17 protein-coding genes and 1 pseudogene are annotated in these 16,536 nt (G+C 69.3%); 16 read left to right on the forward strand and 2 right to left on the reverse strand.

Features of this window, described 5'->3' with window-relative positions; genetic code table 11:
- Positions 1–70 precede the first annotated feature (70 nt).
- Positions 71–3,982 (forward strand): DNA-directed RNA polymerase subunit beta', encoded by a 3,912-nt coding sequence (locus DZA62_RS01515; RefSeq protein ID WP_116947010.1) that lies wholly within the window; start codon positions 71–73, stop codon positions 3,980–3,982.
- A 70-nt stretch (positions 3,983–4,052) separates the two neighbouring features.
- On the opposite strand, the gene DZA62_RS35435 is transcribed toward DZA62_RS01515, so the two are convergent.
- Positions 4,053–4,214 (reverse strand): hypothetical protein, encoded by a 162-nt coding sequence (locus tag DZA62_RS35435; protein WP_157987403.1) that lies wholly within the window; start codon positions 4,212–4,214, stop codon positions 4,053–4,055.
- Entirely contained in the window at positions 4,181–5,284 is a 1,104-nt protein-coding gene (locus DZA62_RS01520) for an ADP-ribosyltransferase domain-containing protein (protein ID WP_157987404.1), read from the reverse strand. The genes DZA62_RS35435 and DZA62_RS01520 overlap by 34 nt, the downstream gene beginning before the upstream one ends.
- Positions 5,285–5,546: 262 nt before the next feature.
- Here DZA62_RS01520 and DZA62_RS01525 point away from each other — a divergent pair, with 262 nt between their 5' ends.
- The 15 genes and pseudogenes from DZA62_RS01525 to rpmC form a co-directional block, all read left to right on the forward strand.
- Entirely contained in the window at positions 5,547–6,305 is a 759-nt protein-coding gene (locus DZA62_RS01525; protein ID WP_157987405.1) for a hypothetical protein, read from the forward strand.
- Between the two features lie 410 nt (positions 6,306–6,715).
- A complete protein-coding gene (rpsL, locus tag DZA62_RS01530; protein WP_026877502.1) occupies positions 6,716–7,090 on the forward strand; it encodes a 30S ribosomal protein S12 in 375 nt (124 codons plus the stop codon).
- A complete protein-coding gene (rpsG, locus tag DZA62_RS01535; protein ID WP_092614269.1) occupies positions 7,090–7,560 on the forward strand; it encodes a 30S ribosomal protein S7 in 471 nt (156 codons plus the stop codon). The genes rpsL and rpsG overlap by 1 nt, the downstream gene beginning before the upstream one ends.
- Positions 7,561–7,611: 51 nt before the next feature.
- Positions 7,612–9,717: an elongation factor G gene (gene fusA, locus DZA62_RS01540; RefSeq protein ID WP_116947013.1), complete on the forward strand. Its 2,106-nt coding sequence runs from the start codon at positions 7,612–7,614 to the stop codon at positions 9,715–9,717.
- Between the two features lie 117 nt (positions 9,718–9,834).
- On the forward strand, positions 9,835–11,031 hold the full coding sequence (tuf, locus tag DZA62_RS01545) for an elongation factor Tu (RefSeq protein WP_116947014.1): 1,197 nt from the start codon (positions 9,835–9,837) through the stop codon (positions 11,029–11,031).
- Positions 11,032–11,379: 348 nt separating this feature from the next.
- Positions 11,380–11,688, forward strand: a complete 309-nt coding sequence (gene rpsJ / locus DZA62_RS01550) for a 30S ribosomal protein S10 (protein ID WP_026877498.1) — start codon at positions 11,380–11,382, stop codon at positions 11,686–11,688.
- A gap of 13 nt (positions 11,689–11,701) precedes the next feature.
- Entirely contained in the window at positions 11,702–12,376 is a 675-nt protein-coding gene (rplC, locus tag DZA62_RS01555) for a 50S ribosomal protein L3 (protein ID WP_116947015.1), read from the forward strand.
- Entirely contained in the window at positions 12,373–13,041 is a 669-nt protein-coding gene (gene rplD / locus DZA62_RS01560; RefSeq protein ID WP_116947016.1) for a 50S ribosomal protein L4, read from the forward strand. The genes rplC and rplD overlap by 4 nt, the downstream gene beginning before the upstream one ends.
- Positions 13,038–13,343 carry a 50S ribosomal protein L23 gene (gene rplW, locus DZA62_RS01565; RefSeq protein ID WP_198663311.1) on the forward strand — a complete coding sequence of 102 codons (306 nt, stop codon included), beginning with the start codon at positions 13,038–13,040 and terminating at the stop codon, positions 13,341–13,343. The genes rplD and rplW overlap by 4 nt, the downstream gene beginning before the upstream one ends.
- Positions 13,344–13,379: 36 nt before the next feature.
- The gene (rplB, locus tag DZA62_RS01570) at positions 13,380–14,216 is read left to right on the forward strand and encodes a 50S ribosomal protein L2 (RefSeq protein WP_116947018.1); all 837 of its coding nucleotides are present in this window, start codon (positions 13,380–13,382) and stop codon (positions 14,214–14,216) included.
- Between the two features lie 17 nt (positions 14,217–14,233).
- Positions 14,234–14,515, forward strand: coding sequence for a 30S ribosomal protein S19 (gene rpsS / locus DZA62_RS01575; RefSeq protein WP_046772620.1), 282 nt, complete (start codon positions 14,234–14,236; stop codon positions 14,513–14,515).
- A 30-nt stretch (positions 14,516–14,545) separates the two neighbouring features.
- Positions 14,546–14,911, forward strand: a complete 366-nt coding sequence (rplV, locus tag DZA62_RS01580; RefSeq protein WP_116947019.1) for a 50S ribosomal protein L22 — start codon at positions 14,546–14,548, stop codon at positions 14,909–14,911.
- Positions 14,911–15,765, forward strand: a complete 855-nt coding sequence (rpsC, locus tag DZA62_RS01585; protein ID WP_116947020.1) for a 30S ribosomal protein S3 — start codon at positions 14,911–14,913, stop codon at positions 15,763–15,765. The genes rplV and rpsC overlap by 1 nt, the downstream gene beginning before the upstream one ends.
- Positions 15,766–15,769: 4 nt before the next feature.
- Positions 15,770–16,189 (forward strand): 50S ribosomal protein L16, encoded by a 420-nt coding sequence (rplP, locus tag DZA62_RS01590; RefSeq protein ID WP_116947021.1) that lies wholly within the window; start codon positions 15,770–15,772, stop codon positions 16,187–16,189.
- Positions 16,189–16,521: pseudogene (gene rpmC, locus DZA62_RS36695) on the forward strand (50S ribosomal protein L29); the annotation flags it as partial. The gene rplP and the pseudogene rpmC, both read left to right, overlap by 1 nt.
- Positions 16,522–16,536: the final 15 nt, after the last annotated feature.

The following is a 16,536-nucleotide window of genomic DNA, read 5'->3' on the forward strand; positions in this document are numbered from 1 at the left end:
CCGCTGAGCCTGCCTCCCATTTCCGCCAGCCACCACAGACCTGAAACATCTGAGCGAGAGAAGGACACACGTGCTCGACGTCAATTTCTTCGACGAGCTACGCATCGGCCTCGCGACCGCCGACAACATCCGTGAGTGGTCGCACGGTGAGGTCAAGAAGCCTGAAACCATCAACTACCGCACCCTGAAGCCGGAGAAGGACGGGCTCTTCTGCGAGAAGATCTTCGGTCCGACCCGCGACTGGGAGTGCTACTGCGGCAAGTACAAGCGCGTTCGCTTCAAGGGCATCATCTGTGAGCGCTGTGGCGTCGAGGTCACGCGCGCCAAGGTGCGCCGCGAGCGGATGGGTCACATCGAGCTGGCCGCCCCCGTCACGCACATCTGGTACTTCAAGGGTGTGCCGTCGCGGCTGGGCTACCTGCTCGACCTCGCCCCGAAGGACCTCGAGAAGGTCATCTACTTCGCCGCCTACATGATCACCTGGGTCGACGAGGAGTCGCGGCACCGCGACCTCTCCTCGCTCGAGGGCCAGATCGACGTCGAGCGCAAGCAGGTCGAGCAGCGCCGCGACGCCGACATCGAGACCCGGGCGAAGAAGCTCGAGGCCGACCTCGCCGAGCTCGAGGCCGAGGGGGCCAAGGGCGACGCTCGCCGCAAGGTCAAGGAGTCGGCCGAGCGCGAGATGAGCCAGCTGCGCAAGCGCGCGGACGCCGAGATCGACCGCCTGAACGCGGTCTGGGACCGCTTCCGCAACCTCAAGGTCCAGGACCTCGAGGGCGACGAGCTGCTGTACCGCGAGATGCGCGACCGCTTCGGTCAGTACTTCCGCGGTGGCATGGGCGCGCAGGCCATCAAGGAGCGCATCGACGGCTTCGACCTCGAGGCCGAGGCCGAGAAGCTGCGCGACCTCATCCGCACCGGCAAGGGCCAGAAGAAGACCCGTGCGCTCAAGCGGCTCAAGGTCGTCTCGCCGTTCCTGACGACGAAGAACGACCCGCGCGGCATGGTGCTCGACGCCGTCCCGGTCATCCCGCCGGACCTGCGCCCGATGGTGCAGCTCGACGGTGGCCGGTTCGCGACCAGCGACCTCAACGACCTCTACCGTCGCGTCATCAACCGGAACAACCGCCTCAAGCGGCTGCTCGACCTCGGTGCGCCGGAGATCATCGTCAACAACGAGAAGCGGATGCTCCAGGAGTCCGTGGACGCGCTGTTCGACAACGGCCGCCGCGGCCGTCCCGTCACGGGTCCCGGCAACCGGCCGCTCAAGTCGATCTCCGACATGCTCAAGGGCAAGCAGGGCCGGTTCCGGCAGAACCTGCTGGGCAAGCGCGTCGACTACTCCGGCCGTTCGGTCATCGTCGTCGGCCCGCAGCTCAAGCTGCACCAGTGTGGCCTGCCGAAGGGCATGGCGATCGAGCTGTTCAAGCCGTTCGTCATGAAGCGGCTGGTCGACCTCTCGCACGCGCAGAACATCAAGAGCGCGAAGCGCATGGTCGAGCGCGCCCGCCCGGTCGTCTGGGACGTGCTCGAGGAGGTCATCGCCGAGCACCCGGTCCTGCTGAACCGGGCGCCGACGCTGCACCGTCTCGGCATCCAGGCGTTCGAGCCGCAGCTGATCGAGGGCAAGGCCATCCAGATCCACCCGCTCGTCTGCACGGCGTTCAACGCCGACTTCGACGGCGACCAGATGGCCGTGCACCTGCCGCTGTCGGCGGAGGCGCAGGCCGAGGCCCGCATCCTGATGCTGTCCAGCAACAACATCCTCAAGCCGGCCGACGGCCGGCCGGTCACCATGCCGACGCAGGACATGGTGCTGGGCATCTTCTTCCTGACCTCCGACCGTCCCGAGCAGATCGGCGAGGGCCGGGCGTTCTCGTCCGTCGCCGAGGGCATCGCCGCGTTCGACCGCGGTGAGCTGTCGCTGCAGGCGCCGATCACCCTGCGGGTGAACGACGTCGTGCCGCCGGCCGGCTTCGAGCCCCCGGAGGACTGGGAGGCGGGCCAGCCGCTGACGCTGCGCACGACCCTGGGCCGGGCGCTGTTCAACGAGGCGCTGCCGCTCGACTACCCGTTCGTCGACGCCGTCGTGGAGAAGAAGCGCCTCGGCAGTATCGTCAACGACCTCGCCGAGCGGTACGCGAAGATCCAGGTGGCTGCGACGCTGGACGCGCTGAAGGAGATCGGCTTCCACTGGGCCACCCGGTCCGGCGTGACGGTCTCGTTCGACGACGTCGTGGCGCCGCCCACGAAGGCCTCCATCCTGGAGGGCTTCGAGGCGAAGGCCGAGAAGGTCGAGCGCAACTTCGCCCGCGGTGTCATCTCCGACGGCGAGCGTCGCGAAGAGCTCATCGACATCTGGACCGACGCCACCAACGCGGTCGACGAGGCCATGCGCGCGTCGTTCGCGTCCGAGAACGCCATCAACATCATGGTCACTTCCGGTGCCCGTGGTAACTGGATGCAGATCCGCCAGCTGGCGGGTATGCGCGGACTGGTCGCCAACCCGAAGGGTGAGACCATCCCGCGGCCGATCAAGGCGAGCTTCCGTGAGGGCCTGTCCGTCGTCGAGTTCTTCATCTCGACGCACGGTGCCCGGAAGGGTCTGGCCGACACCGCGCTGCGGACCGCCGACTCCGGTTACCTGACCCGGCGTCTGGTCGACGTCTCGCAGGACGTCATCATCCGCGAGGTCGACTGCGGCACCGAGCGTGGTCTGGCACTGCCCATCGCGGTCACCGGCGCCGACGGCCGGCTCCTCGTCGACGAGCACGTCGAGACCTCGGTCTACGCGCGCTCGCTGTCCGAGGACGTCGTGGCCGCCGACGGCACCAAGGTGGCGTCGGCCGGCGACGACCTCGGCGACGTCGAGATCGGCCGCCTGGTGGCCGCGGGCGTCGAGAACGTCCGCGTCCGCAGCGTCCTGACCTGCGAGAGCAAGACCGGCGTCTGCGCCATGTGCTACGGCCGGTCGCTGGCCTCGGGCAAGCTCGTCGACGTCGGCGAGGCGGTCGGCATCATCGCCGCCCAGTCGATCGGCGAGCCGGGCACCCAGCTGACCATGCGGACGTTCCACACCGGCGGTGTCGCGGGTGAGGACATCACGCACGGTCTGCCGCGTGTGGTCGAGCTGTTCGAGGCGCGGGCCCCGAAGGGCAAGGCTCCGCTGTCGGAGTCGTCGGGCCGGGTCCGCATCGAAGAGGACGCCAAGGGCGCCCACGCGGTCATCGTCCCCGACGACGGTGGCGAGGAGCAGTCGTTCCCGCTGTCGCGGCGTGTGTTCGAGTGGACCAACCGGCGCGCCCCGGGCATCGCCCAGTGGCGTGTCCAGGACGCCGACCGCGTCGAGGTCGGCGAGCTGCTGCACTCCGGTACGGCCGACCCGCACGACGTGCTGCGGGTCCAGGGCCAGCGGGCGGTTCAGGTCTTCCTGACCGACCAGGTCCAGGAGGTCTACCGGTCGCAGGGTGTGTCGATCCACGACAAGCACATCGAGATCATCGTGCGGCAGATGCTGCGCCGGATCACCGTGCTCGAGAGCGGCACCACCGACCTGCTCCCCGGCGAGCTGGTCGAGCGGTCGCGCTTCGAGGGGGAGAACCGGCGTGCGGTCGCCGAGGGCGGTCAGCCGGCCTCGGGTCGTCCGCAGCTGATGGGCATCACCAAGGCGTCGCTGGCCACCGACTCGTGGCTGTCGGCGGCGTCGTTCCAGGAGACCACGCGGGTGCTCACGGAGGCGGCCATCAACGCCAAGTCCGACCCGCTGATCGGCCTGAAGGAGAACGTCATCCTCGGCAAGCTGATCCCGGCCGGTACGGGCCTGCCCCGCTACCGCAACCTGCGGGTCGAGCCGACCGAGGAGGCCAAGGCGGCCATGTACTCCATGGTCGACTACGGCGCCGACTACTCCGACTACGAGTTCGGCCAGGGGTCCGGCGAGGCCGTGCGCCTGGAGGACTACGACTTCGGCTCGTACAACTGACGAGTCCGGCGTCCCTGAACGACGGCGCCGTCACCCTTCGCGGGTGGCGGCGCCGTCGTCGTGTCCGGGCTCAGTCGTCGTCGACGATCTCGAAGCCTTCCTGGCCGGCTGCCTTCTCCGGGGCGATGTCGGCGGGTGGCGCTGCGCCGGCGTCGTCGTCGCGGACGGCTTTCAGGTAGGCGGCCTTGCCGGTGTCGCTCAGCCGGTCGTAGGCCGCGCGGTCGAAGCGCACGATGCCACCTCCTCGAGCAGGAAGCTCCAGCACTCGCGTCGATCGTCCCACGAGCGGTCGATGACCCGGAACCGCGTGCCGGGTGGGAACAGCACCTCGGCCTCGTGCGCGAACGACGAGAACGCCCGGATGTCGGCGCCGCCGCGGCCGACGATGGTGAGGAACGCGTTGCCGCCGCCGCGGAAGGCCTCGGCGACCGACACACTCGCCGACGCGCTGGCGAACCCGCGGTCGGCCACGACGACGCCCGGCTGCCAGCGCGGCAGCTGCGCCGCCGGCAGCGACGTGCCCCGATAGGCGACGCCGGTGAACCGCGGCAGCGCCGCCAGACCGGCGACGGCGTCGTCGACCAGCCGCTGCAGCTCGTCCTGCTCGTCCTGCTCCGACTGTGCCGACGACCGGGTGCCGGCCGGTCGGCGCAAGTAGGTGTTCATCTCCTCGACCCCCTCGACCGTCGTGTAGTAGTGCAGCGCCCGGCCTTGCGCGGCGGTCAACCGAGGGCGGCGAGGCGGTGGCGTCGTCGCCGCCGGTGGGGCTGGTGCCTCGCGTCGACGCCCGGCCGAGGACGGGCCGGTGCCCGCGGCCCCGAGCCCGAGCCGCCGCGCGTTGCCCGTGGCGGGCAGGGAGTGGTGCCCGACGGCAGCCGGCGTCGCGGGTGTTGCGGGGGTCGCGGGGGTCGTCGGCGTTGCTCCGATCGGCGCGTTTCGCGCACCCGATGCCCAAGGGCGCTCCGGCCGGCTGGGCCTGCCCGCCGCCCCAGGCCGGGGGCGGCGGCTGGCGGCCGTCGCCGGGTCGCGGAGCAGGGCGCCGAGCTCGTCAGCCGCGGACTCGACGACGAGCATCAGCGTCTCGGCGGCGGTGGTGAGCGCCTCGTGCATCGCGGCGGCTGCGACCCGCACCGCGTCGTGCTGGCGTGGTGACAGCGCCGGACCGGCCCGCCGCTGGGCCACGCGGACGCGCGACAGCATCGACGCCGCGAGGGCGCCGGTGTCGTCGTGAATCGGACCGGACAGCTGCGCCAGCCCGTGGGCGGCGGACCGAGCCGGTCGCGCGGAGGATGAGGGGACCACACCTCCTATGGGTCGTTCGCAGCGCCCGAATGTGACAGTGCCCCGAGGATTCACGCCGCACGCCGGCGGACGGCAGCGGACGGCGGCCAACGGCAAGCGGGGGCGAACGGCGGCGTGTGCGGGCGAGTGTCGGCGCCCGCCCGTAGGGTGGGCACCCACCCAACCGGGCGGGGACCCACCCAGTGGGTGGGCACCCACCCAACCGGGCGGGGACCCGCCCCGTCGCCGGGCCGGAACCCACCGCGCTGCCGAGGAGGAGCCGATGACCGAGCCGACCGTCGCGCTGCTCCGCGACGCCGGTCTGCTGAGCGGCGAGCCGGACGACCGGTACCGCGAGTGGGTGCGGTGGACCCTCGCCGCCGGCCACAGCTCCGAGGAGGTGGTCGGCATCGCGCGGGAGGAGGGCGTCACGGCGGCGACGTTCGCCCCGCTGGCCGGCCGCACCGTGTGGCGTGGCCCGGACGAGCGCCCCTACGTCCGCATCGACGACGCCCGGCGGGCGCGCGAGCTGGCCCGGCTGACAGAGCTGCTCAACGGCCACCGGCCCAGCCGCACCGACGCCCGGCGCGACCGCAACCGCTGGTCGTACTCCGGCCTGTTCGGCCTCAACGCCGGCGACGCGGGGACGGCGGTCCGGCGGGGTGCTCTGGTGGCCACGCCCGAGGGGACGATGATGGCGGCGGCCGGCGCGCGGTCGCTGCGGGCCCTGCCGAACCCCGTCGACTGGTTCGCCGCCCGTGGCGGCACCACCTGGGGCGAGCTCTACCTGGTGAACGGCTCGCACGACGATCCCGCCGAGGTCCTGCGCGCATCGATCGAGACCGGCCGGCGGCCGCCCGGTTCGGGCGCGCCCAGCCTGGCGCGGCTGTTGCGGCACGAGCGGGTGCACTCCGAGCAGTGGGCGCGCTACGGTTACGTCCGGTTCATCTGGGAGTACATGGTCCGGCACGACCCCCGCAAGCCGTGCGAGCATCCGCTCGAGCGTGAAGCCGGCCTCGCCGACGGCGGCTACCGCTGCTGACCGACGGCCCGCACACGGCGCACTCGCGGCGGGGTCGCGAGCCGGTGCGCCCGGCGTGGGGTCGTGACGCGGACGAGACCCGTGCGTTATCGTGCGAGTGCGTCTTCCCGTCGAGCTGCGGCATCACTTTGACCTGGGTACCCTTGACCGGGTAACCTCAGTCTTCGTGCCTGGACTGCTCCGGGCAATCCGGCGCGCCCGGCCGCAGAAGCCAGCGCATACCGGACAGATCAACCGACCACATCGATCGGAAGCCTGATCGTGCGGCGTGGGACCGGGCCGACACGCCCGACCGCGGGGGTCGCCGTAAGGCGCCCACGACCTGCGCCGACGCCAGGTGAAAGACCAGTGTGATCCCCGGAAACCAGACCAGTCGAGGCAGTTCGACGAGCAGAGGACACGGAGACGTAGTGCCTACGATCCAGCAGTTGGTCCGCAAGGGCCGCCAGGACAAGGTCGCCAAGAACAAGACCCCGGCGCTCAAGGGCAGCCCGCAGCGTCGCGGCGTGTGCACGCGTGTGTACACCACGACGCCGAAGAAGCCGAACTCGGCTCTGCGCAAGGTTGCCCGTGTCAAGCTGACCAGCCAGATCGAGGTCACCGCGTACATCCCCGGTGTCGGCCACAACCTGCAGGAGCACTCGATGGTGCTCGTGCGCGGCGGCCGGGTGAAGGACCTCCCGGGTGTCCGGTACAAGATCATCCGCGGTTCGCTCGACACCCAGGGCGTCAAGAACCGCAAGCAGGCGCGCAGCCGCTACGGCGCGAAGAAGGAGAAGAGCTGATGCCGCGCAAGGGTCCCGCTCCCAAGCGGCCGGTCGTCGTCGACCCGGTTTACGGGTCGCCGCTGGTCACCCAGCTGGTCAACAAGGTGCTCGAGGACGGCAAGAAGTCCATCGCCGAGGGCATCGTGCACGGCGCCCTCGAGGGCTGCCGCGAGAAGACCGGCACCGACCCCGTCGTCACGCTCAAGCGCGCGCTCGACAACGTGAAGCCGACCCTCGAGGTCCGCAGCCGCCGCGTCGGTGGCGCGACCTACCAGGTGCCGATCGAGGTGCGCGCCGGCCGCAGCACCACGCTGGCCCTGCGTTGGCTGGTCAGCTACTCCCGCGCCCGTCGTGAGAAGACCATGACGGAGCGTCTGATGAACGAGATCCTCGACGCCTCCAACGGCCTGGGTGCCAGCGTGAAGCGTCGCGAGGACACCCACAAGATGGCCGAGTCGAACAAGGCCTTCGCGCACTACCGCTGGTAGTCGCTGGCGCCGAGTCGACGAGACCGCATATAAGGAAGCGAACGCACGCACATGGCGACCGACCTCCGCAAGCTCGATCTGGCCAAGGTCCGCAACATCGGCATCATGGCCCACATCGACGCCGGCAAGACCACCACCACCGAGCGGATCCTGTACTACACCGGTATCAACTACAAGATCGGTGAAGTCCACGATGGCGCAGCCACCATGGACTGGATGGAGCAGGAGCAGGAACGCGGCATCACGATCACCTCGGCCGCGACCACCTGTGAGTGGGACGACCACACCATCAACATCATCGACACGCCCGGCCACGTCGACTTCACCGTCGAGGTCGAGCGGTCGCTGCGCGTCCTGGACGGCGCGGTGGCCGTGTTCGACGGCGTCGCCGGCGTCGAGCCGCAGTCGGAGACCGTCTGGCATCAGGCCAACAAGTACGGTGTCCCGCGCATCTGCTTCATCAACAAGCTCGACCGCACGGGTGCCGAGTTCCACCGCTGCGTCGACATGATCGTGTCGCGGCTGAAGGCCACCCCGCTGGTCCTGCAGCTCCCGATCGGCGCCGAGGCGGACTTCCGCGGCCTTGTCGACCTCGTCGACATGAAGGCTCTGGTGTGGTCGGCCGAGACCCCGCTGGGCGAGATGTACGACACCGTCGACATCCCGGAGACCCACACCGAGGCTGCTCAGGAGTGGCGCGACCGCCTGCTCGAGACCATCGCCGAGAACGACGAGGCGATGATGGAGCTGTACCTCGAGGGCAAGGAGCCCGACCGCGACGAGCTGATCGCCGCGATCCGCCGCGCGACCATCGCCGGCAACCTGACCCCGGTGCTCACCGGCTCGGCGTTCAAGAACAAGGGCGTGCAGCCCATGCTCGACGCCGTCGTGCGGTACCTGCCGTCGCCGGTCGACGTCGGTGCGGTCGAGGGCCACGCGGTGGACAACGAGGAGGAGATCCTCACCCGCGAGCCCGCCGAGGACGCGCCGCTGTCGTCGCTGGCGTTCAAGATCATGGCCGACCCGCACCTGGGCAAGCTCACGTTCGTCCGGGTCTACTCGGGCACGCTGACCACGGCGACCATGGTGCTCAACAGCACCAAGGGCAACAAGGAGCGCATCGGCAAGATCTACCGCATGCACGCGAACAAGCGTGAGGAGATCGAGAAGGCCAGCGCCGGTCAGATCGTCGCCGTCATGGGTCTGAAGAACACCACGACGGGCGACACGCTCTCGGATTCCGGTCAACCAGTCATTCTCGAGTCGATGAAGTTCCCGGCGCCGGTCATCTCGGTGGCCATCGAGCCGAAGACCAAGAGCGACCAGGAGAAGCTGGGCACCGCGATCCAGCGCCTCGCCGACGAGGACCCGACGTTCCAGGTCCGCACCGACGAGGACACCGGCCAGACCATCATCTCGGGCATGGGCGAGCTCCACCTCGAGATCCTGGTCGACCGCATGAAGCGCGAGTTCAAGGTCGAGGCCAACGTCGGCAAGCCGCAGGTCGCCTACCGCGAGACCATCCGCCGCAAGGTCGAGAAGGTCGAGTACACGCACAAGAAGCAGACCGGCGGTTCCGGCCAGTTCGCGCGCGTCATCATCGACATCGAGCCCACGGGCGGCGAGGGCGACGGCGGCTACGAGTTCGTGAACTCGGTCACCGGTGGTCGCATCCCGCGTGAGTACATCCCTTCGGTCGACGCGGGCGCGCAGGAGGCGATGGAGTTCGGTGTCGTCGCCGGCTACCCGCTGGTCGACGTGAAGGTGACGCTGCAGGACGGCGCCTACCACGACGTCGACTCCTCGGAGCTGGCGTTCAAGATCGCCGGTTCCATGGCGTTCAAGGAAGCTGCTCGGCGCGCCGACCCGGTGCTGCTCGAGCCGATGTTCGAGGTCGAGGTGTCCACGCCCGAGGACTACATGGGCGAGGTCATCGGCGACCTCAACTCCCGCCGTGGCCAGATCCAGGCCATGGAGGAGCGTGCCGGCCAGCGCATCGTCAAGGCGCTGGTCCCGCTGTCGGAGATGTTCGGCTACGTCGGTGACCTCCGCAGCAAGACCCAGGGCCGGGCGAGTTATTCGATGCAGTTCGACTCCTACGCCGAGGTTCCTCGGAACGTGGCGGAAGAGATCATCAAGAAGGTCCGGGGAGAGTAATCTCTCCGGGTCTTCACCCGGCCTGAACACACGAGCAATCCCGACCGAGAAGCACAGCCGAACACACCGCACCGGCGGGGGATCGGCAACGTACGAAGTCCACAGGAGGACCCCACAGTGGCTAAGGCGAAGTTCGAGCGGACCAAGCCGCACGTCAACATCGGCACCATCGGTCACGTCGACCACGGCAAGACCACGCTCACGGCTGCCATCACCAAGGTGCTGCACGAGAAGTACCCGGACCTGAACGAGGCCACTCCGTTCGACGACATCGACAAGGCGCCGGAGGAGAAGCAGCGCGGTATCACGATCAACATCGCGCACGTCGAGTACCAGACCGACAAGCGTCACTACGCGCACGTCGACGCTCCGGGCCACGCCGACTACATCAAGAACATGATCACCGGCGCGGCGCAGATGGACGGCGCGATCCTCGTGGTCGCGGCCACCGACGGCCCGATGCCGCAGACCAAGGAGCACGTGCTGCTGGCCCGTCAGGTCGGCGTGCCGTACATCCTGGTCGCGCTGAACAAGGCCGACATGGTCGACGACGAGGAGATCCTGGAGCTCGTCGAGCTCGAGGTGCGTGAGCTGCTCTCCGAGTACGAGTTCCCCGGCGACGACGTCCCGGTGATCAAGGTCTCGGCGCTGAAGGCGCTCGAGGGCGACGCGGAGTGGGTCAAGACCGTCGAGGACCTCATGGAGGCCGTCGACGAGAACGTCCCGGACCCGGTGCGCGACATCGAGAAGCCGTTCCTGATGCCGATCGAGGACGTCTTCACCATCACCGGTCGTGGCACGGTCGTCACCGGCCGCGTCGAGCGCGGTGTGCTGAAGGCCAACGAGGAGGTCGAGCTCGTCGGCATCCGTCCCGGCCCGGCCCAGAAGACCACCGTCACCGCCGTCGAGATGTTCCGCAAGACCCTCGACGAGGCGCGCGCCGGTGAGAACGTCGGCCTGCTGCTCCGCGGTACCAAGCGCGAGGACGTCGAGCGCGGCATGGTGGCCGTGAAGCCCGGCAGCAACACGCCGCACACCGACTTCGAGGCGCAGGTCTACATCCTGTCCAAGGACGAGGGTGGCCGGCACACGCCGTTCTTCAACAACTACCGTCCGCAGTTCTACTTCCGGACCACGGACGTCACCGGCGTCGTCACGCTGCCCGAGGGCACCGAGATGGTCATGCCGGGCGACAACACGAGCATGTCCGTCGTGCTGATCCAGCCGGTGGCCATGGAAGAGGGCCTGAAGTTCGCCATCCGCGAGGGTGGCCGGACCGTTGGTGCCGGCAACGTCACCAAGATCCTCAAGTAGTTCGACATTGCGAGGGGCGGCCGTCACGGCCGCCCCTCGTACCGCGATTGGCCTCAGCCAATCTGATCTGGCATACTGTTCAGGTTGCTCGGCGGAGGGCGACGTCAGCGCCATGCGCGCGGGACCGTGTGATAACGGGCCCGATGACGAAGAACTCCGATGGGGCTGGCACCACGCCGTCAGGCGTGGCCTTGTCCGGCCGTCAAACCCCGATGACCAGCGTGTACGTCGCGGCATTCATGTGCCGCGAGGCGCGACACGCCCGACCGCGGGGGTCGGCGGAGCAGCAGCACAGTGTTGGTTCAGATCGGGTCTTAGCAGTACGAAGAGTGAGGACGACAAGCAGCCATGGCGGGACAGAAGATCCGCATCCGGCTCAAGGCCTATGACCACGAGGTCATCGACACGTCGGCGCGCAAGATCGTCGACACGGTGACGCGCACGGGTGCGCAGGTCGCAGGCCCGGTGCCGCTGCCTACCGAGAAGAACGTGTACTGCGTCATCCGGTCGCCGCACAAGTACAAGGACAGCCGCGAGCACTTCGAGATGCGTACGCACAAGCGGCTCATCGACATCATCGACCCCACGCCGAAGACCGTCGACTCGCTCATGCGTCTCGACCTGCCGGCCGGCGTCGACATCGAGATCAAGCTCTGAGGGACCGCCGACGATGAGTATTCAGTCTTCCGAGGCCGCCACCACGGTGCGCAAGGGCCTGCTGGGCGAGAAGCTCGGCATGACCCAGGTGTGGGACGAGAACAACCGCATCGTGCCGGTCACCGTCATCAAGGCCGGGCCGTGCGTCGTCACGCAGGTCCGCTCGCCCGAGAAGGACGGCTACGACGCGGTCCAGCTGGGCTTCGGCGCGCCGAACCCGCGCAAGGTCACCAAGCCCGCCCAGGGTCACTTCGAGAAGGCCGGTGTCACGCCGCGCCGGCACGTCGCCGAGCTGCGCACCGCCGACGCCTCCGAGTACACCCTCGGCCAGGAGCTGACGGTGGAGGTGTTCGAGGCCGGCCAGGAGGTCGACGTCACGGGCACCACCAAGGGCAAGGGCTTCGCCGGTGTCATGAAGCGCCACGGCTTCCACGGTCTGCGCGCCTCGCACGGCGTGCAGCGCAAGCACCGCTCGCCGGGCTCCATCGGCGGCTGCGCCACCCCGGGTCGCGTCTTCAAGGGTATGAAGATGGCCGGCCGCATGGGCGCCGAGCGCATGACCACCCAGAACATCGCGGTCCAGGCCGTCGACGCCGAGAAGGGGCTGCTGCTCCTCAAGGGCGCGGTGCCGGGCCCCAACGGCGGTCTGGTCTTCGTCCGCACGGCCGCGAAGGGAGTGACCCAGTGAGCACCGTGACGGTTCTCGACCCCAAGGGCGGCACGGACAGCACCGTCGAACTCCCCGCATCGGTCTTCGAGGTCCAGGTCAACATCCCGCTGATCCACCAGGTCGTGGTGGCCCAGCTGGCCGCGGCCCGTCAGGGCACGCACTCCACGAAGACCCGCGCCGAGGTCGCCGGCGGTGGCGCCAAGCCGTACCGCCAGAAGGGCACCGGCCGGGCCCGCCAGGGCTCGATCCGCGCGCCGCAGTTCACCGGCGGTGGCGTCGTCCACGGCCCGCAGCCGCGCGACTACTCGCAGCGGACGCCGAAGAAGATGAAGGCCGCCGCTCTGCGCGGTGCGCTGTCCGACCGGGCGACCCACGGCCGCGTGCACGTGGTCACCGGCTTCGTCGACGGCGACGCCCCGAGCACCAAGACCGCGCTGAAGACCCTGCTGTCGGTCACCGAGCGGCGCAGCGTCCTGGTCGTGATCGAGCGCGGCGACGAGGTGACGGTGAAGAGCCTGCGCAACGCGCCGCAGGTGCACCTGCTCGTGGCCGACCAGCTGAACACCTACGACGTGCTCTGCGCCGACGACATCGTCTTCACCAAGGGCGCGCTCGACGCGTTCCTGGGCGGCGGGGAGCAGGCCGCGGCCACCACGACCTCCACAGGGGAGGACACCAAGTGACCGTCAACCGCAGGGACCCGCGCGACATCCTCATCGTGCCGGTCGTGTCCGAGAAGAGCTACAGCCTTCTCGACGAGAACAAGTACACCTTCGTGGTCGCGCCCGACGCGAACAAGACCGAGATCAAGATCGCGGTCGAGAAGGTGTTCAACGTCAAGGTCACCGGTGTCAACACCCAGAACCGCCAGGGCAAGCGTCGCCGCACCCGCTTCGGTGTGGGCAAGCGCCCCGACATCAAGCGCGCGATCGTCACGGTCGCCGAGGGCCAGCGCATCGACATCTTCTCCGGCCCGGTCGGCTGAAGCCGGCCAGGACACGAGCTACTGAGGTAACGACGAATGGGAATCCGAAAGTACAAGCCGACGACGCCGGGCCGACGCGGCTCCAGTGTCGCCGACTTCGTCGAGGTCACCCGGTCCACGCCCGAGAAGTCGCTGGTGCGGCCGCTGCCCAAGAAGGGCGGCCGCAACAACTCCGGCAAGATCACGACGCGCCACCAGGGCGGCGGGCACAAGCGCCAGTACCGGGTCGTCGACTTCCGCCGGGCCGACAAGGACGGCGTGCCGGCGAAGGTCGCGCACATCGAGTACGACCCGAACCGCACGTCGCGCATCGCGCTGCTGCACTACGCCGACGGCGAGAAGCGCTACATCCTGGCGCCGTACCGCCTGGCGCAGGGCGCCACGGTCGAGGCCGGCCCGGGTGCCGACATCAAGCCGGGCAACAACCTGCCGCTGCGCAACATCCCGGTCGGTACGGTCGTTCACGCCATCGAGCTGCGGCCCGGTGGCGGTGCGAAGATCGCCCGCTCCGCCGGCACCGGCGTTCAGCTGGTCGCCAAGGAGGGCACCTGGGCGCAGCTGCGCATGCCGTCCGGTGAGATCCGCAACGTCGACGTGCGCTGCCGCGCCACTGTCGGCGAGGTCGGCAACGCCGAGCAGTCGAACATCAACTGGGGCAAGGCCGGCCGCATGCGCTGGAAGGGCAAGCGCCCGACGGTCCGCGGCGTGGCCATGAACCCGGTCGACCACCCGCACGGTGGTGGTGAGGGCAAGACCTCCGGTGGTCGCCACCCGGTCAACCCGAACGGTCGTCCCGAGGGGCGCACCCGCCGGAAGAACAAGCCCAGCGACCGTCAGATCGTCCGCCGTCGCAAGACCGGCAAGAAGCGCTGAGTCGGGAGTAGGAACAGATGCCGCGCAGCCTGAAGAAGGGCCCCTTCGTCGACGAGCACCTGGCCAAGAAGGTCGATGCTCAGAACGAGAAGGGCACGAAGAACGTCATCAAGACCTGGTCCCGTCGCTCGATGATCGTGCCGGACATGATCGGCCACACCATCGCGGTGCACGACGGCCGCAAGCACGTCCCGGTGTTCGTCACGGAGGCGATGGTCGGGCACAAGCTCGGCGAGTTCGCGCCCACGCGCACGTTCAAGGGCCACGAGAAGGACGACCGCCGCGCCCGGCGCCGGTGACGTCCACCACGGAATGACTGAGGAGTAACGATGGAAGCCAGGGCTCAGGCGCGGTTTGTCCGCGTCACGCCCATGAAGGCGCGCCGTGTGGTGGACCTGATCCGTGGGATGGACGCGGACGAGGCCTCGGCGCTGCTGCGGTTCGCACCGCAGGCGGCCGCCGAGCCGGTGCGCAAGGTGATCGAGAGCGCCATCGCGAACGCCGACGACCTCGCGGGCACGCCGCGCGAGACGCTGGTCATCGCGCAGGCGTACGTCGATGACGGCCCGACCATGAAGCGGTTCCGCCCGCGCGCCCATGGCCGCGCGAGCCGCATCAACAAGCGGACGTGCCACATCACGGTGATCGTCGACGACAAGGCGTCGATCGCTGCAGCGAAGGGAGGGGCCCGCTAGTGGGTCAGAAGATCAACCCGCACGGGTTCCGGCTGGGCATTTCCACCGATCACAAGAGCCGGTGGTTCGCCGACAGCACGACCCAGGGTCAGCGCTACCGCGACTACATCGCCGAGGACGTCGCCATCCGCAAGCTGATGACGGACGGCATGGAGCGCGCCGGCATCTCGCACGTCGACATCGAGCGCACCCGTGACCGCGTGCGCGTCGACATCCACACCGCCCGGCCGGGCATCGTCATCGGCCGTCGCGGCGTGGGCGCGGACCGCCTGCGCTCGGAGCTCGAGAAGCTCACCGGCAAGCAGGTCCAGATGAACGTCCTCGAGGTGAAGCAGCCCGAGATCGACGCTCAGCTGGTCGCGCAGGGTGTGGCCGAGCAGCTGTCGGCTCGCGTGGCATTCCGCCGCGCGATGCGCAAGGCGCTGCAGACCACGATGCGTGCCGGCGCCAAGGGCGTCCGGATCCAGTGCTCGGGCCGTCTCGGCGGCGCCGAGATGAGCCGCTCGGAGTTCTACCGCGAGGGCCGGGTCCCGCTGCACACGCTGCGCGCCGACGTCGACTACGGCTTCTACGAGGCCCGCACCACCTTCGGCCGCATCGGCGTGAAGGTGTGGATCTACAAGGGCGACGTGAGCGGCTCCCGCGCCGAGCGCGCCGCTGAGCAGGCCGCACAGGCCCGCGCTCAGCAGCAGCGCGGTGGTGGCGGCGGCCGTGGCCGTCCGGAGCGCCGCCGGCCGGGTGGCCGCGGCGACCGCGACAACGCTCCCGCCACCCAGGCCGCTCCGGCCGAGGCGACCGCGCCCGAGGCGCCGGCCGCCGACACCGCGGCGACCACGACGGGCCAGGAGGGTTGAGATCATGCTGATCCCTCGCAAGGTCAAGCACCGCAAGCAGCACCACCCGCGGCGCCGTGGCATGGCCAAGGGCGGCACGACGCTGGCGTTCGGCGAGTACGGCATCCAGGCGGTCGAGGGCCACTACGTGACCAACCGCCAGATCGAGGCCGCTCGTATCGCCATCACCCGGCACATCCGGCGTGGCGGCAAGGTGTGGATCAACATCTACCCGGACCGTCCGCTGACCAAGAAGCCGGCCGAGACCCGCATGGGTTCCGGTAAGGGCTCGCCCGAGTGGTGGATCGCGAACGTCAAGCCGGGCCGCGTCATGTTCGAGCTGTCGTTCCCGAACGAGACCGTGGCTCGCGAGGCGCTCACGCGTGCGATCCACAAGCTTCCGATGAAGGCGCGCATCGTCAAGCGCGAGGCAGGTGAGTTCTGATGGCGATCGGTTCGAAGAACCTCGACGCCGTGTCGCTGCGCGACCAGTCGGACGACGAGCTGGTCGAGGAGCTGCAGAAGGCCAAGGAGTCGCTGTTCAACCTGCGGTTCCAGGGTGCCACCGGTCAGCTGGAGAGCCACGGCCGGCTGAAGGCCGTCCGTCGCGACATCGCGCGCATCTACACGATCATGCGCGAGCGCGAGCTCGGCATCGTCGCCGTCGTGGCGGCGCCGGCCGAGCCGAAGAAGGCCGAGAAGGCGGAGGCCAAGGCCGAGCCGAAGAAGGCAGCGGCCAAGAAGACCGCGGCCAAGGACGCGGCCGACGACGCCGAGGCGCCGAAGAAGGCC

It is taken from the genome of Jiangella endophytica (genome assembly GCF_003427025.1).
GTDB lineage: Bacteria > Actinomycetota > Actinomycetes > Jiangellales > Jiangellaceae > Jiangella > Jiangella endophytica.

Bases quoted from the DNA above. Each gene is read 5' to 3' on its own strand.
- DZA62_RS01525 (WP_157987405.1), top strand. From the start codon at position 5,547: ATGACCGAGCCGACCGTCGCGCTGCTCCGCGACGCCGGTCTGCTGAGC.
- rpsG (WP_092614269.1), top strand. From the start codon at position 7,090: ATGCCGCGCAAGGGTCCCGCTCCCAAGCGGCCGGTCGTCGTCGACCCG.
- fusA (WP_116947013.1), top strand. From the start codon at position 7,612: ATGGCGACCGACCTCCGCAAGCTCGATCTGGCCAAGGTCCGCAACATC.
- rpsJ (WP_026877498.1), top strand. From the start codon at position 11,380: ATGGCGGGACAGAAGATCCGCATCCGGCTCAAGGCCTATGACCACGAG.
- rplC (WP_116947015.1), top strand. From the start codon at position 11,702: ATGAGTATTCAGTCTTCCGAGGCCGCCACCACGGTGCGCAAGGGCCTG.
- rplB (WP_116947018.1), top strand. From the start codon at position 13,380: ATGGGAATCCGAAAGTACAAGCCGACGACGCCGGGCCGACGCGGCTCC.
- rpsS (WP_046772620.1), top strand. From the start codon at position 14,234: ATGCCGCGCAGCCTGAAGAAGGGCCCCTTCGTCGACGAGCACCTGGCC.
- rplV (WP_116947019.1), top strand. From the start codon at position 14,546: ATGGAAGCCAGGGCTCAGGCGCGGTTTGTCCGCGTCACGCCCATGAAG.
- rplP (WP_116947021.1), top strand. From the start codon at position 15,770: ATGCTGATCCCTCGCAAGGTCAAGCACCGCAAGCAGCACCACCCGCGG.